Here is a 16,008-nt window from a genome sequence, read left to right on the forward strand (position 1 = left end):
TCCATCCGCTCAATCTTCAGTTGGTCGACTTGTCGAACAGGCCGACGATGAACCGGATGCCGCCCCTGGACGCATTTTGCAGCATTTCCGCCGTTCCGCTGGCGATTTTGTTAATGATGGGCTTATGGTCGAGCCGGGGAATTTGAGCTTCCTCCGTCCCGTTCAGCGAGATGCCGGGAGGCTCGCTCCCGAACCGCCCGGCAGTCGCGGGCGGGCTCAGTGCGGGTTCCTCCGCCCGGCCCGTGGATGCTGCGCCGGACGCGGCGTCCACCGGGCCGTAAACGGTGTTGATGCCGCTCGACGCCAACTCCATGCCGAACATGACGGCGAAGGCGATCGCCCCGCCGACGAGCAACAGCTTGAACACATCCCGTCCCATTTGATCGTGCCTCCTTCACTCGAATTAAGGCTGCTTTGACGCAACCGCCCCGCCCGTCTTCTCGGCACCTTCCTGCTCCCAGTACAACCGGGCGATCGCTTTCGCCAGCACGTCCGCCGTCCGATAGCATTCCGCCAGCGTGTTGTCCACGCCCCCGATCTCGATCAGCACGCTGTCCGGCGCGAGCGACTGGTTGTATTCCCCGTTGCCCGTCGCCGCCGTCTTGCCCCAGATCCCTCTGGACAAGCCGGGATATTCCTTCTCCAAAATTTGATGAATCGAATTGGCGAACGCTTCGTTCTTCTCCCAATTCGGATTTTTATGACCGATAATAAAGTAGACTTGAGCGTAATCGACACCGTCGATCGTCGCCGTCGTCATCTTCCGGTGCTGGGAATCGCGGTGAATGTCGAAGAAGAACTTCAAGTCCTTGTTGTCCGCCATCGCTTCCTTGACCGTCTGCAACGAATATTTGTAGGAAAAATTCCAATTGTAATCTTTGACCGTCGACGAATAGTCCCGGTCGGAATGCACGGTGCCGACGCCGAGGCGCTCCAGCTGATCGGCCATCCGCTTCCCGACGAGCGTCACGTTGATTTTGCCCGAATTCGGGTCCTTCGTTCCGGCCTTCAATTCCGGAAACCACGATTCCCGGTTGTGCGAATGGTAGATGAAGACGACCTTGCGCCCGTCCGGTTGCGGCGAAGCCGGCGGTTCCTCCTGTGCTTCCTGCGGGGAAGGCTGCGCTTCCCCGGAAGGGGAGGCGTCCGGCGATTCGGCAGGCGGCGACTCGTCCGCCGGCGAACCGTCCCCGCCGTCCGGGGCCGTATCGGCCCCCGGCTCCGCGTCGGCGTCGCTGCCGGCTTCCGGCCCGCGATCCTCGGGCGCCTCCAGGTCGCCGCCCGAGCCTGGGCGGAGCAGCACGGCGCTGTCTTTGCCGACGCCGGGCATGCCCATCTCCAAGAGGCTCTTCGGGTCGTCCGGATTCAGATCGGTCAGGAAGCGGACGAGGAACGACGCCACCTTCCTTGCCGAGAATGGAGACCCCTCTTCTACTTGCTTGTCCATATGCGGCAATTCCATACCTAATAGAGAGGTAAAAAAGGCGCCCGACACCGAAGCGGCGAACCCCTTCATCGACTGCACGGGCGAAGCCGCCAGCTTGTTCTGGACCGCGCCGCCCAAGCCGAGAACGAGGAACAAGACCGTGGAGACGAGACTTAATGTGATATAGGCTTTGCCAGTAGCGAGATAGTGCCTGGAACCGTACCGGTTCCGTTTGCGGCCGCGCACGACGACGATTCGTTTCATTCTCTTCCTCCCATGGAAACTCAGCCGTAGTAGAAGGAGTCTCTCTTTTATCAGGTGATGTTGAAGTATATGAGAGAATCGAGAATGATAGAACGGCTTTAAACGCGCCTGACAAGGCGGATTAGGCCTTAGGGGATTGGATGGCGAAGTTCATTTCATGTGTTATAATTCTAATCAAAATGTACAGAATGATTTTCAACAGTTAATCATTTTTTCGAATAAAGTCCGATATCAACCTTAGGAGAATCAAAAGATGATCAAAACACAGCGGATCAATCAAATTAAGGAGTATGTATACGAACATGAATCGGTTTCGCTTGATGAATTGGTTGAGCATTTCGGCGTATCGAAGAATACGATCCGAAGAGATATTCAGCAGCTGGTCGACTCCGGGGTCCTCAAAAAAGTATACGGGGGGGTGTCCGTCAATCACTCCAAATTGGTCGTTTTTAACGAAAGAAAGGATCAAAACCTGACCAAAAAACAGGAAATCGGAAGGCTGGCCGCCGAATTTGTTGAAGACGGGGACGTTATTTTTATCGACTCGGGTACGACCACCTTGGAGATGCTTCCTTATATTAAAAGCAAGCACCTTACGGTTATTACCAACAATTTTGATTTTATCTATGAAGCGAAGCCTTATCCATCGCTGACGATTTTCTCGACCGGAGGCATCTTCGAACGAAAAACCAATTCGTTTGTCGGCTTTCAAAGCGTGGAGCCTTTGCAAAGATACAATATTAATAAAGCTTTCATAGCTTCGACGGGCATCTCCGTGGAAAACGGAGTCACCAACTCTTCTCCGTTGGAAACCGAAATCAAGAATACGGTCGTCAAGAAAAGTCTGAAAGTGTTCTTGTTGATCGACGACAGTAAGTTCGACAAGTCCGCCTTGACAACTTTTTGCTCGTTGAGCGATATCGACTATATCGTGACCAACAGCAAACCGAGCGAAAAATATAATCAGTATGCTTTGCAGCACCAGATTACAATTGTTACGCCGTAAGACCCCCTTAAATTTCCCAAAATAAAAAGCTGTCCCCCAAGTGCGCATCGCCTTGAAAGGGACAGCTTCGGTTATGCTTTTCCGTTTGACCCGAATTCCCGGATTTTGTTTTTTACGGTTTCTTTTAGAATGGAGCGTGCCGGAGTCAATAAGGTTCTCGGGTCGGTCGTTTCCGGATGATCCGCCAGCGTTTTCCGCAGTTCGGCCGTCCAGGCTGTCACGCATTCGGTATTGATATTTATTTTCGCGTGACCGAGCCGAATCGCTTTTTGCAATTGCCAAGGAGGGATCCCCGAGGCGCCGTGAAGGACAAGCGGAATGGATACGGCCTTTGAGATGGCCTCCATTTCTTCAAATCCGAGCTTCGGTTCGCCTTGATAGTTTCCATGCACGGAACCGAGGGCTGCCGCCAGGGCGTCGATCCGGGCCTCCTCGACCATCCGCTTGCACTCTTGCAGATCGGCGTATCGGATTCCTCCGATCAAGCCGTCCTCCATGCCGCCAACGGTGCCCACTTCCGCTTCTACGGACACGCCGTAAGCGGCCGCATATTCGACCACCCGCTTCGTATCCCGAATATTTTGATCGATAGGCCCGTGAGAACCGTCGAACATGACCGAGCTGAACCCGGCTTCTATCGCTTTCAAGCAATTGTCAACGGTTCGGCCATGATCCAAATGAAGGACAACAGGCACCGCAATGCGCTTTTCTTCGATCATCGCTCTCACCATGGCCGCAACCGTTTTGTATCCGCCCAGATAGTCGATCAAACGGTCGGATGCCGCGACAATGACCGGAGAGGCTTCTTCTTGTGCGGCATCGAGAACGGCATGCACCCAGGAAAGTCCGTTTATATTAAACTGGCCGATCGCATATTGTTCCTGCTTGGCTTGAATCAACAATTCCTTCATCGATACCAAGGCCATGCGACATCGCCTCCGTCATGGATTTGGCTGATCCCCAATCCCACTTTGATTTTTTCAGCATGAAGGCGCGCCGTCGTTCGTCGGATTTTGCCGCCCATGAACGTCTGCTCTCTCCTTTAACGCTGATCGGCGATCAACGCTTCAATTTCGTGCACCTGGGGCATCGCTTCGGAGGAACTGTGCCTGCTGACGACAATGGATGCCGAAGCGCTTCCGTATTTCAGCGCCGTTTCGATGTCTTTGCCTTGAAGCAGGGCGAACAGGAATGCGGAAGCATAAGAATCCCCGGCGCCGAATGTTTTCAGCACCTTGGTTTTATAGGCGCGGGCCCGGAAGACGCCGCCCGACCGGGTGTAGGCGTAAGAGCCTTCGACGCCGTGCTTGATGACGACAAGCTCCGGCGTGTGCCGGAACAAATGGCGGGTCGTCTCCTCGTTTGTTCCGCCTTCCCGGTTTTCCATCATGTCGTATTCGTCTCTCGTTCCGATGACAATATCGGACCGCTCCGCCACAAGAGCGTAGTATAGCGCGGTTTCTTCCTTGGACTTCCAAGTATAAGGACGGTAGTCCAATTCGAATACGACCTTCACCCCGTTTCGCTTCGCCAATTGAATCGCTTTCAGGACCGCTTCCCTGGAAGGGCTTCGGGACAGCGCCGTACCGGAAACAAGCAGGAGTCGGGCTTGCCGGATGTAGTTTTCGTCGACTTCTTCGGGCTTCAAATATAAATCCGCCACCTCGTCGCGGTACATCAAGATGCTGCACTCCTCCGGGCTTTTAATTTCCGTAAACGCCAGTCCGGTTTTGTGCCCTTCCCGGTCCACGATCAGCTGCGACGTATCGACGCCGGCATCGCCCATATATTTTTTAATAAAGCGGCCATGCTGATCGTCCGCAATTTTCCCGATAAATCCGGCTTTAAGCCCCAGTCTGGCAATGCCGATCGCAATATTGGCGGGAGATCCCCCCACATACTTGGAGAAGGTCAAGGTCTCTTCCATCGGCCGGTTGTATTCCACGGCGTTCAGATCGATGCAAGCTCTTCCAATGGCGATCAGATCGAAGCTTTTGGCCATATTGGCTTCATCATTCATCGGCTGACAGCTCCTCAACGTTATTTGCGGTTTTAAATCCATTCGCGGGCGGGATCGTTGCCGTTAATCGAACACCGGTTCGGCGTAGCGCGCGGTGACGACTTTTTTGCGGGTATAGAAATCGACGCTGTCTTTGCCGTTGGCGTGAAGCGTGCCGTAAAACGAAGATTTCCATCCGGAAAACGGGAAGAAAGCCATCGGCGCCGGAACGCCCAGGTTGATTCCCAGCATGCCCGCATCGATATTTTCGCGGAAGTAACGGATGGAATGCGCATTCGTCGTGAACAGGCAAGCGCCGTTTGCAAATTCGGACCGGTTGGCGATTTCAACGGCTTCTTTCAAATTTCGGACACGGATGACGGAAAGCACAGGCGCAAAGATCTCGTCTTTCCAGATGGTCATCTCGGGCGTCACGTTCTCGAAGATGGTCGGTCCGATAAAATAACCGTCGTCGGACAGCCGCTCGCGCCCGTCGATCAACAACGAGGCTCCTTCTTCGATCCCTTTCTCAATATAGCGGATCGTGCGCTGTTTATTTTCTTCACGGATGACCGGTCCCAGAAAAACGCCGTCATCCAGGCCGTTGCCCATTTTGACGCCGAGCGTTTTTTCTTTCAGACGGGCGATAAATTCATCGGCAATGCTCTCTTCCACCGTCACAACGGCACAGGCCATGCATCTCTCTCCAGCCGAACCGAATGCGGCCGTCACGATATTGGCGACCGCATCGTCGAGGTTCGCATCGCCGAGCACGATCGTATGGTTTTTCGCTCCCGTCAGCGCCTGCACCCGCTTCAGATTTTCGCTGCCTTTTTTGTACACGTACTCCCCGACCGGTTTGGACCCTACGAATGAAATCGCTTTTACGTCCGGATGCTCCAAAATGCCGTTCACCACCTCGTGAGCCCCGTAGACCACGTTAAAGACACCGTCCGGAAGACCTGCCTCCTTGAAGAGCTCCGCCAGCTTTTCCGTCAATAACGGCGTCCGCTCGGAAGGCTTGAGGATAAAGGTGTTTCCGAGCGAGACCGCCATCGGGAACATCCAGCACGGAACCATCATCGGGAAGTTAAACGGGGCGATGCCGCCGACGACTCCGATCGGATAACGGTAATTCACCGCTTCGATGTCCGTGGCGATGGAAGACAGCGAATCTCCCATCATCAAGGAAGGCGTGCCGGCTGCGAATTCGACATTTTCGATGCCGCGCTGCACTTCGCCCGTTGCTTCCGTCAGGCTTTTTCCGTTTTCTAAGGTAATGAGGCGGGCCAATTCGTCCTTATGCTCCAGAAGCAGTTGCTGATAATGGAACAGCACGCGCGCGCGTTTGGGCACGGCAACCTTTTTCCAGCTCTCGAAAGCTTCCTTGGCCACCTGCACCGCATGTTCGACATCTTCCCTGGTCGAGATCGGAACCTGGCAGATCAATTCTTTTGTAGCCGGATTGTAAACGTCTTCATATTTCGTCGTCTTGCTCTCCACCCATTTTCCGCCGATGTAATTTTTCAATTTTCTTGCGTTCGACATATTAAGACTCCTTTCGCAACTGCCACGTGGGGATGGACGGACATCCATCAAAGCTTAAACTTTTTTGATCATATTTTGGTTATATTTTTATGATATCCAATAAAGATATAACCGTCAAGTCTAATTATGATCGAATAGAATCATGCATTTTGTTTGGTTTGTGCCTTCGATTGAGCAAATTAACCACGTTTCGTCTGCTGATTAACATAATCATTTTCATGTTTTTGTTATTTTGTAGACAAACTATTGATAATGTCTTGGTTATAAATTATATTTTAACCAAACCAAAATTATCAGGAGAATCGACAATGAAGGCAAGACGACTTCGCGATATCGAAGAGTTTATTCACTCGCGAAAAAACGTGACGTTGGACGAGCTCTGTCTCCGGTTTGCCGTGTCCAAAAACACCATTCGTCGGGACATTGCCCAAATCATGGAGAAGGGGTCCGTCGGTAAGGTATATGGCGGAGTCGTGTCCTTTACGGAATTGGTTTCCTTTGAAAAGCGAAACGCCAAGAACCAAGCCGAGAAGAACGGCATCGGCCGCTTGGCCGCTTCCTGCATCGAAGAGGACGATCTGATTTTCATCGATTCCGGAACCACGACTGCAAACATCGTCGACTATTTGAATCCAGCCCAACCGTTAACCATCATGACGAACAGCCTGGATGTGATCAACGGAGTTGCCGACATGCCGAATATCCATTTGCTGGTGGTCGGGAATACCTACAAGAGAACAACGAAATCGTTCGTCGGCATCGACGATCCGCGCACGCTTGATAAATACAACATCAACAAAGCGTTTATGGCGGCCGCCGGCGTCAGCATCACGCACGGGCTGACCAATTCGGATCCGCTTGAATACGAAATGAAAAAGTTGATTTCCGAGAAAGCCAAAAAACTCATTGTGCTGGCCGATGCGAGCAAATTCGGCAAATCGACTCTCCTCACGTATGCCCCCCTTTCCCGGGCGGACATCATCGTTACGTCTCATTCGCTTCCGAAAGAGTATGAGCAATATTGCGCGGAACATCGCATCGAAGTCAAACACGGTTAGGCCGGCTAGTTGGGCCTAGCTTGGCTAGGCGCGCGAATGACGCAAAAACCTCCCGGCATTTGCCGGGAGGCCTTGCAACGCTTCTTCAAATGGAGGCTACTTAGTAGCCGAGAGCCTTTTTGGCTTCCGCCCACTTCTTGTTCATGTCGTCGAACGCTTTTTTCAGATCCTTCGCCGTGATCAGCTCTTGGTCGATGGCGCCGGTGCCGATCGGGAGTTCGGCTTTGTTCATAATTTCGTTATATTTCGGATCCGTCGCTTCGCTCTCGATGAAGGTCGGGTTGAACGACTTGAATTCGGCCAATTGCGGGCTGTCCGGCGTTTGCGACTTCAGAATCGGCATCATGCCGGAATCGGCTTGGTAGCCGGACTCTTTAACGAAGAAATCAACCCAGGCGATAGCCAGTTGTTTGTTCTTGCTGTCTTTGCTGACGCCGATGTAGTAATCGCCGCCCAGCGGTGCGTTGTACTTGCCGCTGTTGTCGTACGGGAGCGGGAAGAAGCCGATGTCTTCGGATTTCGCGCCGGCCGCGACGAGCTGCGGAATGACCCAGTTGCCGAGGAAGTACATGGCCGCTTTGCCGCTGGCCACTTCGCCCTTGGACATTTCCCAGTTGTTCGTGGACAGGTCTTTCTCGACCCAGCCTTTCTCGACGAACGTGCGGGCGATTTGGATCAGCTTGCCCCAAGGCCCGTCAACCGTGAACGGAGCGTCCGAGGACAGCAGCGTGTCGGTCCATTTCGCGTTGCCCGCCACGTACGCGTAGGAGTTCTCGCCCCAGTTCGAGACGGGCCATTGCGCGCCATAGTTCAGATAAAGCGGAATAATGCCGGCGTCTTTCAATTTCTGAGCGTCCGCGTACAGCTCGTCGAGCGTCGTCGGCACTTTGTCGATGCCCGCTTTCTTGAACGCTTGCTTGTTGTACACGATCCCTTGCGTGTTAACGCCGGTCGCAATGCCGTAGCGTTTGCCGCCGGTCGCCATGTAGTCCGGGAAGTAAACGCCGTCGAACATCGAATCCGGAAGCGGCTCGTAATATTTCGGAAGCTCCGAAGCGGCCAGTCCGGAATCGATCATGTTGACGTCTCCGGCTTCGCCCGTCGTCAGGCGGACTTTGATGTCGGTTGCGTAGTTGGTAAGGCCTTCGAACTCGACCTCCGCGTTCGGATATTTCTCCTTGAACTTCGCCGCGTAACGGTCCATCGTGCCGTCGTTGACGAGGTCGGTGCGGTGCGTCAACACTTTGATTTTGCCGCTCAGTTCCGTGTTCGCCGCGCCGCTGTCGGATCCCGATGCGGATGCCGACGGAGACGCCGATCCGGATGCGGAAGGAGAAGAAGATTCGTTATTGCTGTTGCTTCCGCAGGCTGCAAGCGCGGACGACAGCAACAGAAGGCTGGTTACGGTCAATGCGGTTTTCTTCATTCTCAAATTCTACCCCCATTATCATATTTGCCAGCTCTGCCGGCACGCTGCAAGCGCCGCTGACATCGCTTTCATTTTTTGATTATAAACATTTTCGCGAGCAGGAACAGGCAATCGTTTTGTTTTTATTGTCATCAATTATGATAACAAATAAATATTTTTAGTTTACAACCCCTCGAAAAAGCGGTTAAAAACGCTCTAACGAGGGGTTTGAGGTTGAAACGTTAGGCCTGGGGCGTTTGTTTCGAGTTATTTGTTAGCTTTTTTCAAAAAGGCGTACTCCGGACGCTGCATGATTTCCAGGTTGCGGGCGATCAGCTCGGAACGCTGCTCGACGCAAGCGCGGGAACGAAGCGGATCGGAAGGCGTGTTCGTCACGTAGTCCACCAGCTTGTCGATCGTTGTGGAAGCGACATGGCAACGGGTATCGGAGGAGGCATAGTAAATATACACTTCGCCGTTGTCCCGGGCAATGACGCCGTTCGCGAAGATGACGTTCGAGACGTCGCCGACGCGCTCGATTCCTTCCGGAGCGATCAGATGGCCTCCCGGGGAGTAGATGACTTTGTTCGGCTCGTTCAGATCGGTCATAAAGGCGTACACGACATACCGCAGCCCTGCCGCCGTATTGCGGACGCCGTGCGCGATATGGAGCCATCCCTTGGCGGTTTTGATCGGAGCCGGGCCTTGGCCGTTCTTCACTTCCTTGATCGTGTGGTACACTTTCTCGTCGACGATCGTCTCGTGCTCGATGACCGCGGGATTCATGCTGTCCGACAAGCCCCAGCCGATGCCGCCGCCGGCCCCGGTGTCGATGAAGCCGTCCTGGGGACGGGTGTAGAACGCATACTTGCCGTTCACGAATTCCGGATGCAGCACGACGTTGCGCTGCTGCGGGGAAGGCGTCTTCAGATCGGGCAGCCGCTCCCATGTCTTCAGATCTTTCGTGCGGACAATGCCGCCTTGAGCGACCGCGCTCGAGGTGTCTCCCTTCGGAGCCGACGGATCCTTCCGTTCGGTACAGAACAAGCCGTAAATGTAGCCGTCTTCATGCTTGACGAGACGCATATCGTAGACGTTGATGTCCGGATCCTCGGTCTCCGGAAGAAGCACCGGGTAGTCCCAGAAGCGGAACCCTTCGGTCGGCGAGTCGCTCTCCGCGACGGCGAAGAACGATTTGCGGTCGACGCCTTCCACGCGCACCATCAGATAGAACTTGCCGTCCAGCTCGATCGCGCCGGGGTTGAACGTCGCGTTGACGCCGAGTCTCTCCATCAGGAACGGATTCGTCTCCGGGTTCAGATCGTAACGCCAATAGAGTGGGGTATGTTCGCTCGTGATGACCGGATGCTCATGACGGTAATAGATGCCGTTGCCGGGCTTGACCGGCGGATTCGGCCGGGCGATCAATCGTTCCTGGGCTTCCGACAGCTTCTTCAACTGTTCCAACCATTCGCTCATATTATGCTTCCCTCTTCTCGATCAGATTCAATCTTTCCAACGCTTCCAGGCAAGCCCGGCTGTTATGGTACGGGCACTTCCAGGCGCCGACCTTCGGCTGATGGTCGGAGACGACCGGAACGCCGTCGCGGGTTACCTGCCAATGCCATTCGCCGCCGACGCGGTCGCTGACGAACCGCGTGATGAACGTCCAGCTCCCTTGGGCCGCTTCGAGGTACTCGGCGCTGCCGGACAGCTGGTACGCGTTCAGGAAGCCTACCATCGCTTCCGCCTGCGGCCACCAATCCTTCGAATCGTCCAGATGACGGCCGTCGTACTCGTTGAACAGGCCGCCGTCCTTGTCGACGCCCTGCTCCAGCGTGGCCTTGGCCATCTGCAGTGCGGCTTCCTTGACCTTCGGCAGCAATTGTTCGTCGCCGAGAACTTCCGCGGCTTCCCAGAGCAGCCAGCTGCCTTCGATATCGTGTCCGTAAGAGACGTGTTCCGATTTGGACTGCCATTCGTCGTCGAAGAACAGAAGGAAGTGGTGGGTCGAGGAATCGATGATTTTGTCCAGATGAACTTCAATGAGCTCCTTCAGCTTCGCTCTCAGCCCCTCCGGCTTCCACACCCGGTACAGGTTCGTGTAGGCCTCCAGCACGTGCAGATGGGTATTCATCGATTTCCGCTCGTTCAGATCCTTGCCGCTGAGCGACAAATCGGGCGTCTCCGTCCAGTCGCGCGCCAGCGCCTCGACATAGCCGAGATGAACCGGATCGTACGCGTGCTTCTCGATCAGGCGGTAGATGTCTTCCGCCCAGGCCAGCGCGTCCGCGTCGCCCGTCGCGCGGACATATTCCGCAAGCGCGTAAATGACGAACGCTTGTCCGTAGACCTGCTTCTTGTCCTGGGACGGCCGTCCCTGAACGTCGATCATCCAATACAAGCCGCCGTATTCGGCGTCGTTGAACTTCGTCTTCAACGTCTCCAGCGCGCGCCTAGCCATCGTTAAATACGTTTCGTCCTTATACAGGCGATAGGCGGAAGCGAACGTCCACAAAATGCGGGCATGGAGCACCAGCCCCTTGTCGGCGTCCTCCAGCACTTCGCCGCTGCTCTTGATCTCTCCGACGAAGCCGAAGTGCTTGTTGTCGACCGTATGCTTCATCCAGTAGCCGAGAATGTTTTCCTTTAGCTCCGTCTCCAGCTCTTCGCGCCATTGCTGCGCCGTTAGCTTCGTTAGGCCGCTCATTTTGTTCCCGCCTTTCCATCAGGTAATCAACAAACCTTGCTTGTAATGCTCGCGTACCGTGGCGGCCGCTTGTTTGCCGTACATGCAATAATCGCCGTTCGCGGCCGCCTCCGAAGCGTCGTACAGCTTCGCCGGCCAATCCCACAGCATGAAGCCCCGCATCCAGTCGCGGCGGGCGCATGCGGCGAACATGTCCTCGTAGTAGCATTTCTGCGCCTCTTCGGACGGATCGCCCGGCAAAGACCAGTCGTTCGGACGGTGAGGAGAGCCTTCGCGGCTCGGGCATCCCGCTTCCATGAAGAAGAACGGCTTGTTCCACTTCTTCAGCACGCCTTCGATCCGGTCGAGCTCGGATTCCCATTCGCCGATCGGATAATAGCCGCTGGACGAAATAATGTCGACGGCATCCCACCAGTTGACGTAGCCTTCCTGGTATTTGTCGCAATTATAGGTGATCAGACCGGAATAAATCGGGCGAACCTCGGCGATCAGCGCGCGCCATTCCGCTTCCCGCTTGTCCGTCTGCACCATCTCGCAGCCGACGCAGAACATCTCGCATTGCTCCTCTTCCGCAATGGCCGCGTAATGCTTGATGAATTCGCCGTAGGAGGCGAACCATTCCCTCCAGCTCGGCTCTCCCGGCACTTCGTGGTCGAAGAACCCGATATGGGCGCGCCACGTCCCGTTCGCACAGTTGACGACCGGCTTGAGGCACACTTTGAGTCCGAGCGACTTCGCTTGGCGGATCGCCCAACGGACTTCGTCGTCGGTTACGGTCGGCTCCTCGCGAAACCGGATCGTCGTCGATTGAGGGGTATCCTGCAGCGCGGACAGGGCGATGGCCACCCAATTCACGCCCAGCTTCGCCATCTCCTCCATCGAGAATCGGGCCGCTTCGCCGCCCCAGGTGCCGCGGACGCCCGTCCAGCCCCAGGTCATGCCGCATACCTTCTCGGTCCAGCCGTTCATAGGCTCACTCCTCTGTGTAAACATCAATTTGTAAACCTATTATTTCTGATTTGTTATTATTTTGTTTTCTTAAAATAATAACGAATACATTTTGCATTTTATCATTCAAGGGGAAGATGTCAATAAAAACGCCGAAACATCCCGATAGAACGCCACAAATGATATAGAAAAACAAGAATCGCCCCCTCTTTCTCGGGGCGATAGGAAAACGGCGGCAAACGAAAACGCCTTCGACTTCTTGGGGCGGCGAAGAGGCTTTACGGAGAGCAGTACGACGTATGAGGTCATTGCATGTATCGTTAGGACGGCGTTCAACCCATGCCGGGGTAGGGCTTCAGCCCCTGTGTCCTCAAGGTTGTCTTGCTAACGAATCCTATTGTTCTTATGTGCTTCCAAATGGTTTGTTTGCAGTTTTAACGAACTCCAGCCACGCTAATGAGGAAAAAAATCGGGAGAATGCCGCCCATTGCATGGAATAGCGATGCTGGAGTTCGTCACCGTCTCAAAATCCGTGATTTTGACCAAATAACGTTCACTGGGTTCGTTAGACATCGGTCCGATCGCGAGGTCTGCTGCCGCTTATGAAGGTTCCGTCTCGCGCGTTGACTCTAATTGATCAAGCGGAAACGCCTTCGGCGGCTTGGGACGACAAATCGGCTTGGGGGAGACAAAAAAACCGATCGCCGGGATCGGCAGATCGGTTAAGCTTTGAACGTTACGAAGGCAGCGGCCCCGTCGATTCGCGGAGAACGAAGTCGCCGGACAGCAGAATCCGCTCCTTGGGCCCGTCCGGATGCGCGATTCGCCATAGCAGCGTCTCGACGGCCCGTTGGCCCAGCGCTTCCTTATTGACATGAACCGTGCTGAGCGAAGGCTTGGACATCGCCGCGTCCTCGATGTTGTCAAAGCCCGTTACCGAGCATTGGCCGGGAATATCGATTCCCATCTTCATCAGGACGGTCATGACGCATATGGCGATCGAATCGTTCGCGCACACGAACGCAGTCGGCAGCCCCTTCTCCCGCCTGAGATCGTGAATGATGGCGTCGAGCGCCTCCGTCATCTCCGACCGGTTCTCGCCTTCGAACGACAGAAGCTCCGGCCACTGATCCAGCGGCACGTTCTGCTCCTCCAGCATGGATCGGTAACCGAGCCAACGGTCGGCGAAGCTCCGGGAATATCGGATGTTGCCGACAAACTGCAGCTTTCGGTGCCCCTGGCCGAGCAAGTAGTTCGTGACTCTGCGGATGCATTCGTAATTGTTCATGAACAGCGAATCCGAAGGGATAAGCGGGTCCTCATGATCGACCATAACGAATGGAATGCCCAAATTGCGAATCTCCAGCAGCAGCTGGTTGGAGATCAAGCCGACTCCGATCAGGCCGAGCACGCCGGCCGGATTGATCAGCTTGGTGAAGTTGTCCGTAATATGCTCGGTGACGATCATCATTCCGAGCTGGTGCTCTTCGAGGCCGTTCGTGATGCCGTCGATAATTCGGCCCCAATAGAAGGAGTGGCGATTCTGGTAGCGAACGTTAGGGATGAGCGCGATAATCGTATCCCGCTGCGACTTCCCGGACGGTTCGAGATTTTGCTTGTAGCTGCCCGGCTTTGCTTTCTTCTGGGCGAAGTAGCCGAGCTGGGTTGCCGCTCCGATAATTTTCTCGCGCGTATCCGCGCTGACGCCCGATTTGCCTGCCAATGCTTTGGAGACGGCGAATTTCGACACCCCTACGTGATCGGCAATTTGCTGCATCGTTACTTTTTTGGACATAAAAAGCCGGCCCTTCCTTCACGCGTCGATTACGCCGATAACAAATTCTCTTGTTATCATAACATAGTCGTTGCGTTAGGGAAATAGCCGGCCCTGCGCTGCCAGGTTTCTTTACTTCACGGCTCCGTTCGTCACTCCTGCGAAGATGAAGCGCTGCAGGAACAGGAACACGAGCACGGTCGGGATAAAGATAATGATGATGCCCGCCGAGATGACGTTCAGTTGAGCGGCGTTCGGACCGACGAAGGAATAAATCGCGGTCGAGACGACCCGCAGCTTCTGGCTTGGCATGTACAAATACGGCGTGTAAAAGTCGTTGTAAATGCTGATCGTCTTCATGATGACCAAAGTCGCGGTTGCCGGGGTGAGCAACGGGAAGATGATCGAGCGGTAAATTTTAAACAACGAAGCCCCTTCGATCATCGCGCTCTCGTCCAAATCCTTCGGAATGTTGTTGACGAATTGCAAATAAATGACGATTTGGAGCACGTCCGCGCCCACATAGAGCAGAATCGGAGCGGTCATATGATTGTACGCGCCGAGAAACTTGATGACGCTGAACGTCGCGACCTGCGTCGTCACCATCGGGATGACCTGGGCCAGCAAGTACATGCCCATAATCGGCTTCTTCAGCTTGAAGTCGAAGCGCCCCAGCGCGTAGGCGACCATTGTGCCGAACAGGACGTTGCCGGCCAGGGAAATGGCCAGGATGATCAATATATTGCGGAAGCCGAGCCCGAGCTTGCCGACCTTGAACACCTTCTGGAAATTATCGAAGTTCAGCCAATTGTGCGGCAAACTCATGCCGGATTGGTAATACTCGACCTGCGTCTTGAAAGCCCCGATAATGACCGAGTAAATGGGGAAGAAGACGATAAACACGGCGACGAGCAGAATCGCGTATTTGACTGCCGTCCATGCTTTATTCGTGCGGTCCATCTTACTTGTCCCCCCTGAATACCAGTTTGCGTTGAACATAGATGAAGAGAAGGACGATCAGGAGCAGGACGACGGCCATTGCGGAAGCAAGGCCCGCCTTCTGGAACTTGAAGGCCATGTCGACGGTCGTCGATACGAACGTCGCCGTTCCGTTGGCGCCGAGCATCATAATGTACGGAATGTCGAACGCTTCGAGCGCGCCCGTCAATGTCAGAATCATCATCAATTCGATCACGGAGCGGATGCTCGGTACGGTAATAAACCGGAAAGCCTGCCACCCCGAAGCGCCGTCGATCTTCGCGGCTTCGTACAGATCGGCCGGGATCGATTGAAGGGCGCCGATGAAGATGATCATGCTGAGCCCGAAATACTTCCAAAGCGAAATGAAAGCCAGCGAGAAATTGACGAGATGAGGGTTGCCCAGCCACGATTGCTGCAAGGAACCGAGTCCGATCGCGTCCAGGAAAATGTTCAAAGAGCCGTATTCGGCATGATAAACGTTCTTGAACATGATGACGGTGGCGACGCTGTGCAGGACGTACGGCAGGAAAAGCATCGCCCGAAACGCGTTGCGTCCGCGCAGCCTGCTCGTCAGAATGACGGCGAACAGCAGAGCCAGCGCCGTCTGGATCAAGCCGCCGACAAAATAATAAGCGTTGTTCTTGAAAGCTCCGAAAATATCCGGACGGGTAAAAATCTCCTTGTAGTTGGCGAACCCTACCCAGTGCATTTCCCATCCCAGTCCCGTCCAATCCGTAAAGCTGTAATACAGGAGGGACAGCGCCGGATAGTAAGAAAACGTAAGAGAAAACAAGACCGGGATTGTGAGAAAACCGAATAGAATCAGGTACCGCTGCGTTTTGTAGCTGAAGTTGAACATAGACACCCCATCTTCCGTTTTGCTTCT

The 16,008-nt window shown here is 54.5% G+C and carries 14 protein-coding genes; 2 read left to right on the forward strand and 12 right to left on the reverse strand.

Going from position 1 to position 16,008, the window contains the following annotated elements:
* Window positions 1-16 precede the first annotated feature (16 nt).
* On the reverse strand, window positions 17-379 hold the full coding sequence (locus G485_RS0102095) for a DUF3679 domain-containing protein (RefSeq protein WP_027091159.1): 363 nt from the start codon (window positions 377-379) through the stop codon (window positions 17-19).
* A 24-nt stretch (window positions 380-403) separates the two neighbouring features.
* Complete coding sequence (spoIIP, locus tag G485_RS0102100) at window positions 404-1,690, reverse strand: stage II sporulation protein P (protein WP_027091160.1); 1,287 nt, start codon at window positions 1,688-1,690, stop codon at window positions 404-406.
* Window positions 1,691-1,943: 253 nt separating this feature from the next.
* On the opposite strand from spoIIP, the gene G485_RS0102105 reads away from it, so the two are divergent.
* Window positions 1,944-2,696 (forward strand): DeoR/GlpR family DNA-binding transcription regulator, encoded by a 753-nt coding sequence (locus G485_RS0102105; RefSeq protein ID WP_027091161.1) that lies wholly within the window; start codon window positions 1,944-1,946, stop codon window positions 2,694-2,696.
* A 71-nt stretch (window positions 2,697-2,767) separates the two neighbouring features.
* On the opposite strand, the gene fba is transcribed toward G485_RS0102105, so the two are convergent.
* The 3 genes from fba to iolA all read right to left on the reverse strand — a co-directional run bounded on the left by fba (window position 2,768) and on the right by iolA (window position 6,243).
* The gene (gene fba / locus G485_RS0102110) at window positions 2,768-3,622 is read right to left on the reverse strand and encodes a class II fructose-1,6-bisphosphate aldolase (RefSeq protein ID WP_027091162.1); all 855 of its coding nucleotides are present in this window, start codon (window positions 3,620-3,622) and stop codon (window positions 2,768-2,770) included.
* 116 nt (window positions 3,623-3,738) lie between these two features.
* Window positions 3,739-4,716, reverse strand: a complete 978-nt coding sequence (gene iolC, locus G485_RS0102115) for a 5-dehydro-2-deoxygluconokinase (RefSeq protein ID WP_027091163.1) — start codon at window positions 4,714-4,716, stop codon at window positions 3,739-3,741.
* 63 nt (window positions 4,717-4,779) lie between these two features.
* A complete protein-coding gene (iolA, locus tag G485_RS0102120; RefSeq protein ID WP_027091164.1) occupies window positions 4,780-6,243 on the reverse strand; it encodes a methylmalonate-semialdehyde dehydrogenase in 1,464 nt (487 codons plus the stop codon).
* Between the two features lie 308 nt (window positions 6,244-6,551).
* Between iolA and G485_RS0102125 the strand changes: the two genes are divergently transcribed.
* Entirely contained in the window at window positions 6,552-7,301 is a 750-nt protein-coding gene (locus G485_RS0102125; RefSeq protein ID WP_027091165.1) for a DeoR/GlpR family DNA-binding transcription regulator, read from the forward strand.
* 100 nt (window positions 7,302-7,401) lie between these two features.
* Here G485_RS0102125 and G485_RS0102130 read toward each other — a convergent pair whose 3' ends face one another.
* From G485_RS0102130 to G485_RS0102165, 7 genes are all read right to left on the reverse strand, one after another.
* Window positions 7,402-8,727 carry an ABC transporter substrate-binding protein gene (locus G485_RS0102130; protein ID WP_027091166.1) on the reverse strand — a complete coding sequence of 442 codons (1,326 nt, stop codon included), beginning with the start codon at window positions 8,725-8,727 and terminating at the stop codon, window positions 7,402-7,404.
* Window positions 8,728-8,976: 249 nt separating this feature from the next.
* The gene (locus G485_RS0102135; protein WP_027091167.1) at window positions 8,977-10,188 is read right to left on the reverse strand and encodes a glycoside hydrolase family 130 protein; all 1,212 of its coding nucleotides are present in this window, start codon (window positions 10,186-10,188) and stop codon (window positions 8,977-8,979) included.
* Window position 10,189: 1 nt separating this feature from the next.
* Window positions 10,190-11,419, reverse strand: coding sequence for an AGE family epimerase/isomerase (locus G485_RS0102140; protein WP_027091168.1), 1,230 nt, complete (start codon window positions 11,417-11,419; stop codon window positions 10,190-10,192).
* 18 nt (window positions 11,420-11,437) lie between these two features.
* Window positions 11,438-12,388, reverse strand: a complete 951-nt coding sequence (locus tag G485_RS0102145) for a glycoside hydrolase family 113 (RefSeq protein ID WP_027091169.1) — start codon at window positions 12,386-12,388, stop codon at window positions 11,438-11,440.
* A gap of 715 nt (window positions 12,389-13,103) precedes the next feature.
* Complete coding sequence (locus G485_RS0102155; protein ID WP_027091170.1) at window positions 13,104-14,162, reverse strand: LacI family DNA-binding transcriptional regulator; 1,059 nt, start codon at window positions 14,160-14,162, stop codon at window positions 13,104-13,106.
* Window positions 14,163-14,273: 111 nt separating this feature from the next.
* Window positions 14,274-15,101 carry a carbohydrate ABC transporter permease gene (locus tag G485_RS0102160; RefSeq protein WP_027091171.1) on the reverse strand — a complete coding sequence of 276 codons (828 nt, stop codon included), beginning with the start codon at window positions 15,099-15,101 and terminating at the stop codon, window positions 14,274-14,276.
* Between the two features lies 1 nt (window position 15,102).
* Entirely contained in the window at window positions 15,103-15,981 is an 879-nt protein-coding gene (locus tag G485_RS0102165; protein ID WP_027091172.1) for a carbohydrate ABC transporter permease, read from the reverse strand.
* Window positions 15,982-16,008: the final 27 nt, after the last annotated feature.

It is taken from the genome of Cohnella thermotolerans DSM 17683 (genome assembly GCF_000429825.1).
GTDB classification, from domain to species: domain Bacteria; phylum Bacillota; class Bacilli; order Paenibacillales; family Paenibacillaceae; genus Cohnella; species Cohnella thermotolerans.